The sequence below is a fragment of the Pseudomonas sp. REP124 genome (genome assembly GCF_020164475.1).
Taxonomy (GTDB): domain Bacteria; phylum Pseudomonadota; class Gammaproteobacteria; order Pseudomonadales; family Pseudomonadaceae; genus Aquipseudomonas.
Genome location: NZ_JAIQWX010000161.1, coordinates 1 through 13,240 on the forward strand (window position 1 = coordinate 1; position 13,240 = coordinate 13,240).

At 60.8% G+C, this 13,240-nt stretch carries 9 protein-coding genes and 1 pseudogene; 7 read left to right on the top strand and 3 right to left on the bottom strand.

The features are described from left to right. Positions 1 to 395 precede the first annotated feature (395 nt). A complete protein-coding gene (tynA, locus tag K9857_RS26065; protein ID WP_224540751.1) occupies positions 396 to 2,684 on the bottom strand; it encodes a primary-amine oxidase in 2,289 nt (762 codons plus the stop codon). Between the two features lie 402 nt (positions 2,685 to 3,086). Here tynA and K9857_RS26070 point away from each other — a divergent pair, with 402 nt between their 5' ends. The 6 genes and pseudogenes from K9857_RS26070 (at position 3,087) to K9857_RS26095 (ending at position 9,312) form a co-directional block, all read left to right on the top strand. Next, positions 3,087 to 3,503 carry a DUF6306 domain-containing protein gene (locus K9857_RS26070; RefSeq protein ID WP_224540753.1) on the top strand — a complete coding sequence of 139 codons (417 nt, stop codon included), beginning with the start codon at positions 3,087 to 3,089 and terminating at the stop codon, positions 3,501 to 3,503. Between the two features lie 16 nt (positions 3,504 to 3,519). Then, entirely contained in the window at positions 3,520 to 4,674 is a 1,155-nt protein-coding gene (gene cfa / locus K9857_RS26075) for a cyclopropane fatty acyl phospholipid synthase (RefSeq protein WP_224540755.1), read from the top strand. Positions 4,675 to 4,821: 147 nt separating this feature from the next. After that, positions 4,822 to 4,920 (top strand): annotated as a pseudogene (locus K9857_RS26080) (hypothetical protein); the annotation flags it as partial. Positions 4,921 to 5,238: 318 nt separating this feature from the next. Next, positions 5,239 to 5,751, top strand: a complete 513-nt coding sequence (locus tag K9857_RS26085; protein WP_175377663.1) for a sigma-70 family RNA polymerase sigma factor — start codon at positions 5,239 to 5,241, stop codon at positions 5,749 to 5,751. A 55-nt stretch (positions 5,752 to 5,806) separates the two neighbouring features. After that, complete coding sequence (locus K9857_RS26090) at positions 5,807 to 6,790, top strand: FecR family protein (RefSeq protein ID WP_224540757.1); 984 nt, start codon at positions 5,807 to 5,809, stop codon at positions 6,788 to 6,790. Positions 6,791 to 6,888: 98 nt separating this feature from the next. Further along, entirely contained in the window at positions 6,889 to 9,312 is a 2,424-nt protein-coding gene (locus tag K9857_RS26095) for a TonB-dependent siderophore receptor (RefSeq protein WP_224540759.1), read from the top strand. Between the two features lie 152 nt (positions 9,313 to 9,464). Here K9857_RS26095 and K9857_RS26100 read toward each other — a convergent pair whose 3' ends face one another. After that, a complete protein-coding gene (locus tag K9857_RS26100) occupies positions 9,465 to 10,616 on the bottom strand; it encodes an MFS transporter (RefSeq protein ID WP_224540761.1) in 1,152 nt (383 codons plus the stop codon). A 167-nt stretch (positions 10,617 to 10,783) separates the two neighbouring features. Here K9857_RS26100 and K9857_RS26105 point away from each other — a divergent pair, with 167 nt between their 5' ends. Continuing rightward, positions 10,784 to 11,776, top strand: coding sequence for a diaminopimelate epimerase (locus K9857_RS26105; protein ID WP_224540763.1), 993 nt, complete (start codon positions 10,784 to 10,786; stop codon positions 11,774 to 11,776). Positions 11,777 to 11,904: 128 nt separating this feature from the next. Here the strand turns inward: K9857_RS26105 and codA are convergent, their stop codons facing one another. Next, positions 11,905 to 13,149, bottom strand: coding sequence for a cytosine deaminase (gene codA / locus K9857_RS26110; RefSeq protein WP_224540765.1), 1,245 nt, complete (start codon positions 13,147 to 13,149; stop codon positions 11,905 to 11,907). Positions 13,150 to 13,240: the final 91 nt, after the last annotated feature.

Here is a 13,240-nt window from a genome sequence, read left to right on the forward strand (position 1 = left end):
GACACGACGCCTTCGCGAGCAAGCCCGCTCCCACAGGATTTGTGGTTGATCGCAGATTTTGTGCGCGCCAGATAGACCTGTGGGAGCGAGCCTGCTCGCGATAGCGGTGGTTCAGATGACAATGATGTCGACTGATACTCCGCAATCGCGAGCAGGCTCGCTCCCACAGAGTTTTGTGGTTGAACGCAGATTTTGTGGGCGCTGGATGAACTTGTGGGAGCGGGCTTGCCCGCGAAGGCGTCGGGTCAGTCGCCATTAATGTTGGCTGGTCCACGGTATTCGCGGGCAAGCCTTGCTCCTACAGGGATTGTGGTTGATCGCAGATTTTGTGCGCGCCAGATAGAGCTGTGGGAGCGAGCCTGCTCCCACAGTTTTCTTGCCGGTTTCTTTGGGTGTTACTTCGGCGCGTTAAGGTTCAAGGTCGGGGTTTCGTCGAAGAAGTTCCACGGCTTGAGCAGCACGTGCACCCACTCGGTCGGCATGATCGGCCACTCTTCGGCGCGGGCGATGTGGGTGGTGCCGGTGGTGAGCCAGACCACGTCGTCGGTGTTTTCGATGGAGTGGTTGTCCTGGGTGAACTGACCCAGGCCCGAGTCCTTGTCCGAGCGGTTCGGGTATTTGCCTTCCGGGTATTTCTCTTCAGGGTTGTACTGGGTCACCCACAGTTGCTTGTCCATGAAGCTCAGGCGGTGGTACAGCCATTCGTCCTTGCCGAAGTTGGCGCCCTTGGCCACCGGGTGCGTGCCGCCGGCATACGGAATCAACTGGTAGGAGACCGGGTTGCCGACCTTGTTTTCCTTGCTGAAGTTGGTCAGCAGGCGCACGGTCGACGGGTCGAACTTCTGTGCGGCCTGTTGCTCGGTGCTGACCACCTTGGTTTCGGTCTGCATGGTGCTGGTGCGCGGGCCGCCACGGTCGTTGGGCAGCACCACCGGGTTCACTTCCACCAGCGAGTTGCTTTCGCCGTCCACGTCCATGTCCAGGCGGAAGTTATAGATGTGCTGGTGCGTGGTGCCGACGATGTTGTGGTCGAGCAGGGTGCCGTAGCGGGTGTCTTCCTTGGCGGTGTCATCGTGCATGGTCTTGGACTTCACGCCCTTGACTGCTTCGATGCCGGTGGCGCCGGCGTCGATGCCGATGGTGCCGTTCTGCTGGAAGACCCAGTCGAAGATGTAATCGTAGTTGCCCACGGTGCTGATCCAGCGCACCACCAGTTCACGCCGCTCGGTGCTCAGGTTCGGCTGGCCCATCTCCTGGTGCTTGTACTCAGGCCCCGCATAGCGCTCGAAAATCGCCATGGCCCGTGGAATGGTGGTCGGCGCCCCGGTGTAGTCGGCGATGGTCGCGTCCAGCAGCACGGCGTTTTCCGGGGCGTCTTTGCCACGGGCGATCGGCGAGGTCAGGGTGCCCATGCCGTAGTCACCGGAATCCAGATACGCCTTGAAGTACCAGCCGACATCCGGGTCACCGTAAGGCACGATCATGCCGCCCAGCGAGCCCTCGTACATGATTTTGCGCTTCTTGCCCTTGTCGTCGTAGGTGACGGTGGACAGGATCGGCCCGACCCGCGAATCCATCCGCACGTGGAAGTCCCAGTTCTGCCAGTGAATGCTGTTGCCGCTGATGGTGTAGTTCTTGCCCTCGGGCTCGGTGATTTCCAGCGGCTTGACCGCCACGCCCTTGCGCCCGCGTCCGTCATAGGGCGTGGGTTTCATCGGCACCGGGATCAGCGCTTCGTCTTCGATCTTGATCAGCTTCTTCTGTTCCAGATCGACAATCGCCACCAGGCCTTCGATCGGGTGCGCCCAGTAGTTGCCGTCGCCGACATCCAGGTAGCTGACGATCTTCAGCAGGCGCTTGTCCTGGGCCAGGCCGTCCTTGCCGTCGAAGTAGCCGACGGTCAACGGCGTGGCGACAACTTTCTTCACATCATTGATGCCGCGCTTGGCCAGGGCCTGGGCGTATTCCGGGCTGGCCTCGACCGCCGATTGCACGGTGGCGAAATCATCCAGCAACACCATGCCGTGGGCGCCCTCGATCGGTTTCCAGGACTTGAGCTGCTTGCTGTCCAGATCCACCAGCGCTTCGATCACATGCTTGCCGTCCAGTACCACGATGGAGGCCTCACGCGGTTGCGCGACGTTCTGCCCGGTGAAGGCGAAATTCCACACCTGATCCTTCGGCGGCTCCTTGACCGAGACCTCGGTGAAGCGGAAGCCCGGCTTGTAGTTCTCGGATTTCTTGACGATGTCCACCGCCGTGGTGATTTCATCCGCGCTCAATGGGTTGAGCGGGTTAGGGCGGGTTTCCACGACGAAGGTGGTGTCCAGGCCCGACTGGAAGACCTGGTTGATGAAGTCCTTGGACATGTAGGCGGTCTGGCCCTTGAACACCACGGGCACCGTCAGCTCCATGCGCTTGCCGTTGAGCATGGCCACTTTGCTGTTCGGCTTGACCTTGAGGAAGACCCCGTCCTTGGCGATGGTGAAGACATCGGCGTAGTCGTCCCACTTCACCGAGGCGCCGAATTCCTCGAGGCCCGCTTGCAGCGGCACCATTTCCGCGTGGCCGCCATGGGCCAGCGCGTCGCCTGCAAAGAAAGGCAGGCCAAGGGTGCCCAAGGCGATGGCCAGGGCCAGCGGGGCCAGTTGTTTTCTGTTTTTTGTTTTCAGGGAGGTGAACATTCTGGGTTCCTTCGGGAATACCGGGTCAGGCATGCCAGCACTTTGCAGCAGCCGGTGAATGGCTGCATTGGAATGGCTGCCAGAATCCTTCGGATTTGTGCCTGAGGCAACATTTCCGCTGAACGGTTTGGCTCGGTGGAACTGGTTTTTTATATCAATGTTGAAAGTAAATAGTGAATTAGTCGTATGGATTCAATGATTTACTGTTTTAGTTCACTCGCTACAGCTTCAAGTTATTGCTGGTTGCCTGCATTTTTTTTGCACTAAACATTGGTGCCATTGATCGGTTGCGCTCGCCGGTTTTCCATCAATATTTTTGCTTTAAAGGCTCATCAATATTCATTACGGCTGTGTAAATGGCCGGGGATATGCTCGTGAACGACGTTTCAGGAGTCGATTATCGTGAGCGAATTAGTCAAGCACGAAACCATCAGCCTGCTTCAGGAGTTGCTCGAAGCGGAACGCGCCGGCGCGCGGCTGGCAACGGAAACACTCAAGGAAGCGACCGAAGAACAGCAGCAGGAACTGTTGAACAAGATTCAGAAAGGCGAGGCGGAAAGTTGCCGGCGCATACGGGACTGCATCAAGTACCTGGGTGGCATACCCAGTGCCAGCGTCGGCGAGTTTTACAACAAGGCCATGGCCATTGAAGACATCGTCGACCGATTGTTCTTTATCGACAGAGGACAGCGTTGGGTGATCAAGAAACTCAACTCCAACCTCGCGCTTATTCCCGAGAAGTTTGTTCGAAAGGAACTGGAAAACGTTCTGAAGATTCATGTGCTCAATAGTGATGCGTTCAATCTTAAATATACGTGATGTGTAAGGGTTGTTTATGCGGACTGAATTGACTGGCTGTACCGATACGCAAGCAAACCAGACCAAGGCCCATCGGTTTGTGCAGGGATTGTTGAAGTCTGCGGGTTTGTCCATGAACGGCTGCGCGCCGTTCGACATGACCCTGCTGGGCGATGGCGTGCCCGAGGCGGCATTGTCCAGAGGCAACCTGGGCCTTGGCGAGGCCTACATGGCGGGGTTGTGGGATTCCCAGGAGCTGGACGAGTTCTTCTCCCGGCTGATGCGCTCCGGGGTCACCGACACGGTCAACCCGTTCGCCATCATTCTCCATGCGCTATCGGCGAAATTCACCAATCGCCAGACCCAGGACAAGGCCTGGGAAGTCGGCCAGCGGCATTACGACCTGGGCAACGACTTTTACGCCAGCATGCTCGACGGGCGCATGACCTACACCTGCGGTTACTGGAAAGACGCCAGCACCCTTGAAGATGCGCAAAACGCCAAGCTCGATCTGATTTGCCGAAAGCTTGATCTGAAACCCGGCATGAAGGTGCTCGACATCGGCTGCGGCTGGGGCAGTTTCATGTCTTATGCGGCCGAACACTATGGCGTTGAATGTGTCGGCGTCACCATTTCAAAAGAACAGAGTGAATGGGCGAAAAAGCGTTATTCGCACTTGCCGATCGAATTCAGGTTGCAGGATTACCGGGACCTGAATGAGCAATTCGACCATATCGTCAGCGTCGGCATGTTTGAACATGTAGGGCGCAAGAACCATCGCGTTTACATGGAAACCGCCAATCGTTGTCTCAAGGATGACGGACTTTTCCTGCTGCACACCATCGGTAAGAACATCAGCAAAACTGCCCCCGATCCATGGATCGACAAATACATTTTCCCCAATGGAGATCTGCCCTCCATCGCACAAATCGCCACTTCGATCGAAGGCCTGTTCGTCGCCGAGGATCTGCACAACTTCGGCGCCGATTACGACAAGACCCTGATGGCCTGGTTCGACAACTTCGAACAACACTGGCCGCTGTTCTCGGCGGAACTGGGCGAGCGCTTCTACAAGATGTGGAAGTACTACCTGCTGTCCTGCGCCGGCGCGTTTCGCGCGCGGGATATCCAGTTGTGGCAGTGGGTGTTGTCGAAGAAAGGGGTGATGGGGGGCTATTCCCGCGTCAGCTGAGCACCGATCCCCTGTAGGAGCGAGCACGCTCGCGATGGAAGCCCAGACACCGCGGGGCATCAGGCAACCCGCGTCAACGTTGACGACCATCGCGAGCAAGCTCGCTCCTTTAGATTTCGTGGTGCTTAGCTGGTTGCTGGAATGACCCTGGCTCGGGATGCGATGTTGCAGCAGCGATTGCTGATCAATAATCCGCGGGAAGTGAGTGAGGCGGATGCGTTGGCGATTTATCAGGCTGCGTACTGAAAGCAGTACCATTCCTTCGAGATCGACGCGCACTTTGTGGCGAGGGGGCTCGCCCCCGTTGAGCTGCGAAGCGGCCCCAAAACCTGCCACCGCGGTCCTTCAGTTACACCGCATTGGCAGGATTTACGACTGCTGCGCAGCCGAACGGGGGCGAGCCCCCTCGCCACAAAGTAAATTGCCGACTTATCGCCCTCTGTCATTTCTTCGACTCCCCACCAAACTCCCCTCCATGCATGAAAACAGCGCCCGACCACAAGTCATTGCTTCAGCTTAATACGAAGCATTACTATTCACGCCCCGTTCACACAGCACACCGCAATGACCCTCAAGTTGCCCCGCAGACACGGCTTTTTCGAGCATTACGAAGAGTTGGTCGGGACCTGGACTCGTCGCCTGAGAAATCGTCAGCAGGCCGAGGATCTGGCTCACGACACCTTTGTGCGCGTCCTCGAGTCCGATTCGGCGGCGGTGCAGCAGCCACGGGCGTATTTGCACCAGACCGCGCGCAATATCGCGGTGGATGCCTATCGGCGAGAGGATCGGCGTGAGGAGCAACGGGGCGCCATGGAGTCAGAGGCGATCGATCTCAGTGTGTCGTCAGCCGGCGACCCGGAGCATTACATGCATGCGATCCAATTGGCTGATTCCATCGAGCGGGCGCTCACGGAGCTGCCGATCAACTGCCGCAAGGTGTTCGTCTGGCAGAAGATCGAAGGCCTGACCCAGGCGGAAATCGCCGAACGCCTGGGACTGTCCAAGAACATGGTGGAAAAGTATATGATCCGCACGTTGCGGCATCTGCGCGACCGCCTCGACGGACTGCAATCGTGATGCGCGCCGCTGTATGCAGGGCGTCTTTTTTACCCCCAGCCAAACAGGAACTTCCATGATGGATACTCGTGATTGCGCGTGCGGGCAAACAACAGTTCGCGATGACGCGGCGCGGTGGTTTGTGCGTTTGCAGGAACCTGCCGTTGATGTCGAGGTGTATCGCCAATTTGAACACTGGCTGGACGAGCACCCTCAACACCGAACCGAATTCGAATGCCTTCAAGGCGTCTGGAAAGCCGCCGACCTGCTACCGTCGGAGCGTCTTCTGGCGCTGTGCGAAGAGGCGCCGGCGCCGATCAAGCGCCGGCCGATCCTGCGTTATGCGGTGGCCGCCAGTGTGGTGGCGGTGGCGCTCGGTCTGGGACTGTTCAGCGGTCTGAATCACCCATCGCCTTACACCGCGGAGTTTTCCACAGCCCTCGGCGAGCGCCGGCAAGTGGCGTTGCCCGATGGCTCGACCGTGGACCTGGACAGCCGCAGCAAGATTCAGGTGCACTTTGAGAAGAACCGCCGTGGCATCGAGCTGACGGAAGGCGAGGCGATGTTCAGCGTCCAGCACGACAGCAGCCGACCGTTTGTGGTCGAAGCCGGCAGCGGCAAGGTCACAGTTACCGGCACCCGCTTCGATGTGCGCCGTGGCAGCACTGACACGCGGGTCGTGGTGGAGCAGGGCACGGTCAAGGTTCAGGGCCGCTCGGCACCCGACAACGATTTCATCAGCCTCACCGCGGGCCTTGGCACCCATGTCGATGCCCAGGGCAAGGTCGCGGCCGCCTACGCGGTCAACCCGGCGGAAATGACCGCCTGGCGCAGTGGCAAGCTGGTGTTCAACAACGCCAGCCTGAGTGATGTCGCCGAGCAGGTGTCGCGTTATCGGGCCAAACCACTGACGATCTCAAGCCCGGACGTGGGCAATCTGCGCCTGACCAGCGTGTTCAAGTCCGACAACACCGATGCGCTGCTCAAGGCCTTGCCGAGCATCCTTCCGGTGGCCGTTCGCACCCTCGATGACGGCAGTCAGGAAATAATTTCAAAATAAAATTCAGGTTTTTTTCGAGTTCAGCGTCTTCCTGTTCAACTGCAACTGGTTTGCATTAACAAGCGCACACTCTTGCGATCCACAGGAATACGTTCGACGTGAAAAAATCCACCGCTCAAACCCCGACCTTCCCTTGGTTGCCGCTGGCGCTCGCGCTGGCGGTCAACGTTGCGATGCCTCAGGCATTCGCCGCCGATGCCATCCACATCCAGGCACAACCATTGGGTCAGGCCCTGACTCAGCTGGGTCAGCAAACCTCGTTGCAGGTTTTCTTCAGCCCTGACCTGGTCGCCGGCAAGCAGGCCCCGGCGGTGGACGGCAATCTTTCGCCGGAAGAAGCGCTGCGCCAGTTGCTGCAAGGCAGCGGCCTGCAGTATTCCATCGATGAAGGTTCGGTGACCCTGATGCCCGCACCGACGCAGGCCTCCAATGGTCCGCTGGAACTGGCCGCGACCGACATCAAGGTGGTCGGCGACTGGCTGGGCGATGCCGATGCCGCCGTGGTGCAGAACCACCCGGGCGCGCGGACGGTGATCCGCCGCGAAGCCATGATCGAGCAGGGCGCGATGAACGTCGGTGATGTGCTCAAACGTGTACCCGGCGTGCAGGTGCAGGAAGCCAACGGCACCGGCGGCAGCGACATTTCCCTCAACGTCGGCGTGCGCGGTCTGACGTCGCGCCTTTCGCCACGCTCCACCGTGCTGATCGACGGCGTGCCGGCGGCCTTCGCTCCCTACGGCCAGCCGCAGCTGTCCATGGCGCCGATTTCCTCCGGTAACCTGGACAGCATCGACGTGGTGCGCGGCGCCGGTTCCGTGCGTTACGGGCCGCAGAACGTGGGCGGCGTGATCAACTTCGTGACCCGCGCCATCCCGGAAAAGCCTACCGCTGAAATCGGCACCACCCTGGAAACTTCCCAGCACGGTGGCTGGAAGCACATCGACACCGCTTTCATGGGCGGCACCGCCGATAACGGCATGGGCGTGGCGCTGTTGTACTCGGGCGTGAACGGCAACGGTTATCGCGAGCGCAACAACGGCAACGACATCGACGACGTGATCCTCAAGACCCATTGGGCACCGACCGATTACGACGATTTCAGCCTGAATTTTCACTACTACGACGGCAGTGCCGACATGCCCGGCGGCCTGACCCAGGCCCAGTACGACGCCGACCCGTTCCAGTCCGACCGCAACAACGACAACTTCAGCGGCCGCCGCAAGGACGTGTCGTTCAAGTGGGCCCGGCAGATCGACGACCGCACCCAGGCCGAAGTGCTGACCTACTACACCGACAGCTTCCGTGGCAGCAACATCGCCGCCCGCGACCAGAAGACCATCGGCTCGTTCCCGCGCACCTACTACACCTTCGGCATCGAGCCGCGGGTGTCCCATGTGTTCGACGTCGGCCCGACCACCCAGGAAGTCAGCGTCGGTTATCGCTACCTCAAAGAAGGCATGCACGAAGAGGCGAGCCGCCTGGCGCTGGTCAACAACGTGCCGGTGGTGCGCCCGGGCTCGGACGGCCACGTCTATCAGGACCGTACCGGTGGCACCGAGGCTCACTCGGTGTATATCGATAACAAAATTGATGTCGGCAACTGGACCATCACCCCGGGCGTGCGTTTCGAACACATCAGCACTGAATGGCATGATCGCCCGGTACTCGACACCGCCGGCCGGCCTGTGCAGGAAAAACGCCGCAGCATCGAGAGCAACGAGCCGCTGCCGGCGGTCAGTGTGATGTATCACATGTCCGATGCCTGGAAATTGTTCGCCAACTACGAAACCTCTTTCGGCTCGCTGCAGTATTTCCAGCTCGGCCAGGGCGGTTCGGGTGACAACACGGCCAACGGCCTGGAACCCGAGAAAGCCAAGACCTACGAGATCGGTACGCGCTACAACGATGACGTGTGGGGCGGCGAAGTGACGCTGTTCTACATCGACTTCGATAAAGAGCTGCAGTACATCAGCAACGACGCCGGCTGGACCAACCTGGGCGCAACCACGCACCAGGGTATCGAAACCTCGATGCACTACGACCTGGCGGCATTGGACCCACGCCTCGAGGGCCTGACCGCCAATGCCGGCTTCACCTACACCCGCGCGGTGTATGAAGGTGAAATTCCGGGCTTCAAGGGCCGCGACCTGCCGTTCTACTCGCGTCAGGTGGGCACTGTCGGACTGCGTTACGACGTCGACCGCTGGACCCATAACATCGATGCCTTCGCCCAGTCCCAGCAGCGCGCGCCGGGTGTCGCGGTGAACGCCGACGGCAGTTTCACCAACAACTACATCACCGAAGGCACTGCCGATGGCCAGTACGGCGATATTCCGGGTTACGTCACCTGGAACGTGCGCAGCGGCTATGACTTCGGGCCTTCGTTGTCGAACTTGAAGGTGGGGGCAGGGGTGAAGAACGTCTTCGACAAGCAGTACTTCACTCGCTCCAGCGACAACAATGCGGGGATGTACGTGGGTGCGCCGCGGACGTTCTTTGTGCAGGCCAGTGTAGGGTTCTGATAGACCCGCTTGCCGGATCGCTCCCACATGGGTTGGTGATCACAACAACCCCTGTAGGAGCGAGGCTTGCCCGCGAAGACGGTGTGTCAGTCAGCATTCATTTTGAATGTGATGACGTCTTCGCGGGCAAGCCTCGCTCCTACAGATTTACGTCAGACTTTCAGGACTTTCCCGCCGATCGCCACTGCAATCAGCAGCACCGCCATCAGCGCAAAGGCAAAGCTCAAGCTCGCAGCATGCGCGATGAAGCCGATCACCGCAGGCCCCGCAAGAATCCCCGCATAACCCAGGGTGGTAATGGCCGGTACGGCGATGCTTTCCGGCATCACAGTCTGCTTGCCCACCGCCGTATACAGCACCGGTACGATGTTCGAGCAGCCGGCACCCAGCAGGGCATAACCCACCAGCGCCGCCTGCCAGCTCGGCACGAAGGTCGCCAGCAACAGCCCGAACGCGGCTAACGCTCCACCAAATACCATCACCCGCGTCGCGCCCAACCGACGCACGATCGAGTCACCGGTCAACCGGCCCACCGTCATGGTCAGCGCAAACGCCGCATACCCAAGCCCGGCATAGGCCGTGTCGATCCCGCGTTCCTGCGCCAGGAACACCGCGCTCCAGTCCAGTGCCGCGCCTTCGGCGAGGAACACGATGAAGCACATCCCGCCGATGAACAGCACGATGCCGTGGGGTACCGCGAACGCCGGGCCAGAACTCTCGCTGCCGTAGGGCAACAGGTGCGGTGCCGCCTTCGCCAGCGCGACCAGCAACATCACGATCACCACCAGCATGGCAGCCAGCGGCGACAGCCCCAGGCCCAGCAAGCCGCTGACCCCCGCCGCGCCGACGATCCCGCCGAGGCTGAACAGGCCATGGAAGCCCGACATCATGTTGCGGCCGCTGGCCCGCTCGACGATCACCGCCTGCAGGTTCACGGTCGAATCCACCGTGCCCAGGCCCGCGCCGAAAATGAACAGGGCCGCGATCAGCGCCGGGATCGACGACACCGTCGCCAATAGCGGCAGGGCGATACAGATCAGCAGGGTGCCGCCGGTCGCGACCTTACGGCAGCCGAAGCGGCCGGCGAGGATGCCGGCCAAGGGCATGGCCAGGATCGAGCCGACCCCCAGGCACAGCAGCAACAGGCCGAGGGTGCCTTCGTCCAGCCCGGCCCGGGCCTTGGCGTAGGGCACCAATGGCGCCCACGCGGCGATGCCAAAGCCGGCGATGAAAAAGGCGATGCGCGTGGACATCTGCTCCAGGCGCCCCGGTACGAAAGAGCTCTGGGTGTTGAGATTGGTCATATCGATCCTTGGCGTAAAACTTCGCGTCCCCCAGGGACAGTGATCGACCGGTGAGGGTTCGACCGGCGTCCGTGCGGTTTGGCGATCCAGAAGCTGCACATCGTTGCACAGCAGGCGAGTGTTTCGCGATATGTTGAGGGCTTTCGATCATTCCAACGGGGGGCGTTATGGCGCGGATGTACGATGCGCGGGGCAATATCTACATGGTGGCGGCGCCTGAAGAGTTGCGCGCTCAGGGCATTGGCTTGCCCGATCAAGCCCGTGATGCCGCGCAAAATCTTGAAGCCTGGGCATCGGCCGCCATTGAAGCATGCTGCTCGTGGGCGCCTGGTACGCAACCGGTTGGTGCCAAGGAGCATCGTAGCGATGGCCTGCTGGTGGGGCCGTTCCAGGCATCGCCGCCCTTTGATCTGTTGATCGTCAACACCGACGGCACCCTGGCCGAGCGCAGCGGCAACGGGCTGACGATTTTCTCCCAGGCGCTGAGTGACCAGGGGCTTTTGCCGACGGATGAGGCCTGTGTGCTGCGGGTTCATCACGACAAGGCCGACGTGGTTTCGCCGGGGGAGACGTCGGTGAAGGCGGCGCAGGTCGAGGGTGTGCAAGGGTTCTGGCTGGATCTGGGTCAGCCGGGATTCGGGCCGGCGGCGGTCAGTGCCGTGGGCGTTGAAACGGTGGTGATGAACGGCCGTGAGCTCAGTCATGTGCAGCCGTTGTCGGCACTCAACGGTGCCTGGTCGCGCAGTCAGTTTGCGCGGGTGGGCAATCCGCATTGCGTGACGCTGGTGGATCGCGTCGAGGATCTGCCGAGCAATGAGCAGATGCGCGAGCCGCTGTTGGGCGAAGGCTTGACCCGTATCGCCTATGCGATGCCGGCGGGTGCCGGGCGGCCGTGTGCGGCGGGGATCAACCTGCAATGGGCCACCCACGATGGCGGGCAGCGGGTGATTGCGCGGGTGTTCGAGCGGGGCGAGGGGCCGACGGCTTCTTCGGGGACCAGTGCTACGGCGGTCGCGTGTTCCGCTTGGCGGGTGGGTTGGGTCAAGCCCGGGGAGGTGAAGGTGGTGATGCCGGGTGGGACGGCGCCGATTTTGTTGGAGGAAGAGCAGGGGGAACTGAGTCGGGTCAGCCTTTTCGGTACGGCGATGTTGGTGCGGTAAATTTGAGATAGCTATCGCGGGCAAGCCCGCTCCCACAGGATTTTTGTCGTACTCAAAATCTGCGAACGACTCAAAAACCTGTGGGAGCGGGCTTGCTCGCGAAGGCGTCATCCCAGGCGCCGTATGCCTCAGCTCAGACCAGAAAATTCCACCACCGGCATCGCCCGCTTCATCAACACCTTCCCCCCACGAACCGAATACAACGGCAACCCCTGGCTGCGGATCACCTCGTAATCATTGGGCGCCGAGAGAATCAGCAGGTTCGCCGGCCGTCCTGCCTCAAGACCATACCGATCACCCAGGGCCATCGCCTTGGCGCTGTTATCGGTGACCAGATCCAGCGCGCTTTGCAGGTTGCGGTAACCAAGCATGTGGCAGATGTGTAGGCCCGCTTCGAGCACCCGCAGGATGTTGCCGTTACCCAGGGGATACCAGGGGTCGACGATCGAGTCCTGGCCGAAACACACGTTCATTCCGGCCTCGAGCAACTCGTTGACCCGGGTCACGCCCCGGCGTTTGGGGAAGTTGTCGAAGCGCCCCTGCAGGTGAATGCTTTCGGTGGGGCAGGAGACAAAACTGATGCCCGAGTGCCCGAGCAGACGGAACAGTTTGGCGCAGTAGGCGTTGTCGTAGGAGCCCATGGCCGTGGTGTGGCTGGCGGTCACCCGCGAACCCATGTCGCGGCTGCGGGCCTCTTCGGCCAGCACTTCGAGAAAGCGCGAGTGCGGGTCGTCGGTTTCATCGCAGTGCACATCCACCAGGCAGCCGGTGCGCTCGGCCAGGTCCATCAAAAACTTCACGGAACTGACGCCCTGATCGCGGGTGTATTCGAAATGCGGAATGCCACCGACCACGTCTGCGCCGATGCGGATCGCTTCCTCCATCAGCTCGCGGCCGTTGCGATAGGACTCGATGCCCTCCTGGGGAAACGCGACGATCTGCATGTCCACCAGATGCCGGCTTTCCTCGCGCACTTCGAGCATCGCTTTCAGCGCGGTCAGTTGCGGGTCGGTTACGTCGACGTGGGTGCGCACATGCTGGATGCCGTGGGCGGCGAGGCTCTGAATGGTTTTTTTCGCGCGGATTTTGGTGTCTTCGGGAGTGATGGTCGCCTTGCGCTCGCCCCAGCATTCGATGCCCTCGAACAGCGTGCCGCTCATGTTCCAGCGCGGCTCGCCGGCGGTGAGGGTGGCGTCGAGGTGAATGTGCGGCTCGACGAAGGGCGGCACCACCAGGTTGCCACCGGCATCCAGATCGTCCGGGCCGAGGGTCGGGGCCTCGGTCTGCCGGGCGATGTTGCGGATCAGGCCGTTTTCCAGGTGCAACTCGTGAAGACCTTCCTGATTGCGCAGCCGGGCGTTGATGATGAGCATCGGGAGAGTCCTTTTAGTCATTCTTGGAGGCGGTCTGACTAAGTTAGCTCGGTGTCGGCGACCTGCGCCAGTTCAAATGTGGGAGCGGGCT

Coding starts and splice junctions, on each gene's coding strand:
- K9857_RS26085 (WP_175377663.1), top strand. CDS start 5,239: ATGACCCTCAAGTTGCCCCGCAGACACGGCTTTTTCGAGCATTACGAA.
- codA (WP_224540765.1), bottom strand. CDS start 13,149: ATGCTCATCATCAACGCCCGGCTGCGCAATCAGGAAGGTCTTCACGAG.
- tynA (WP_224540751.1), bottom strand. CDS start 2,684: ATGTTCACCTCCCTGAAAACAAAAAACAGAAAACAACTGGCCCCGCTG.
- K9857_RS26090 (WP_224540757.1), top strand. CDS start 5,807: ATGATGGATACTCGTGATTGCGCGTGCGGGCAAACAACAGTTCGCGAT.
- cfa (WP_224540755.1), top strand. CDS start 3,520: ATGCGGACTGAATTGACTGGCTGTACCGATACGCAAGCAAACCAGACC.
- K9857_RS26105 (WP_224540763.1), top strand. CDS start 10,784: ATGGCGCGGATGTACGATGCGCGGGGCAATATCTACATGGTGGCGGCG.
- K9857_RS26100 (WP_224540761.1), bottom strand. CDS start 10,616: ATGACCAATCTCAACACCCAGAGCTCTTTCGTACCGGGGCGCCTGGAG.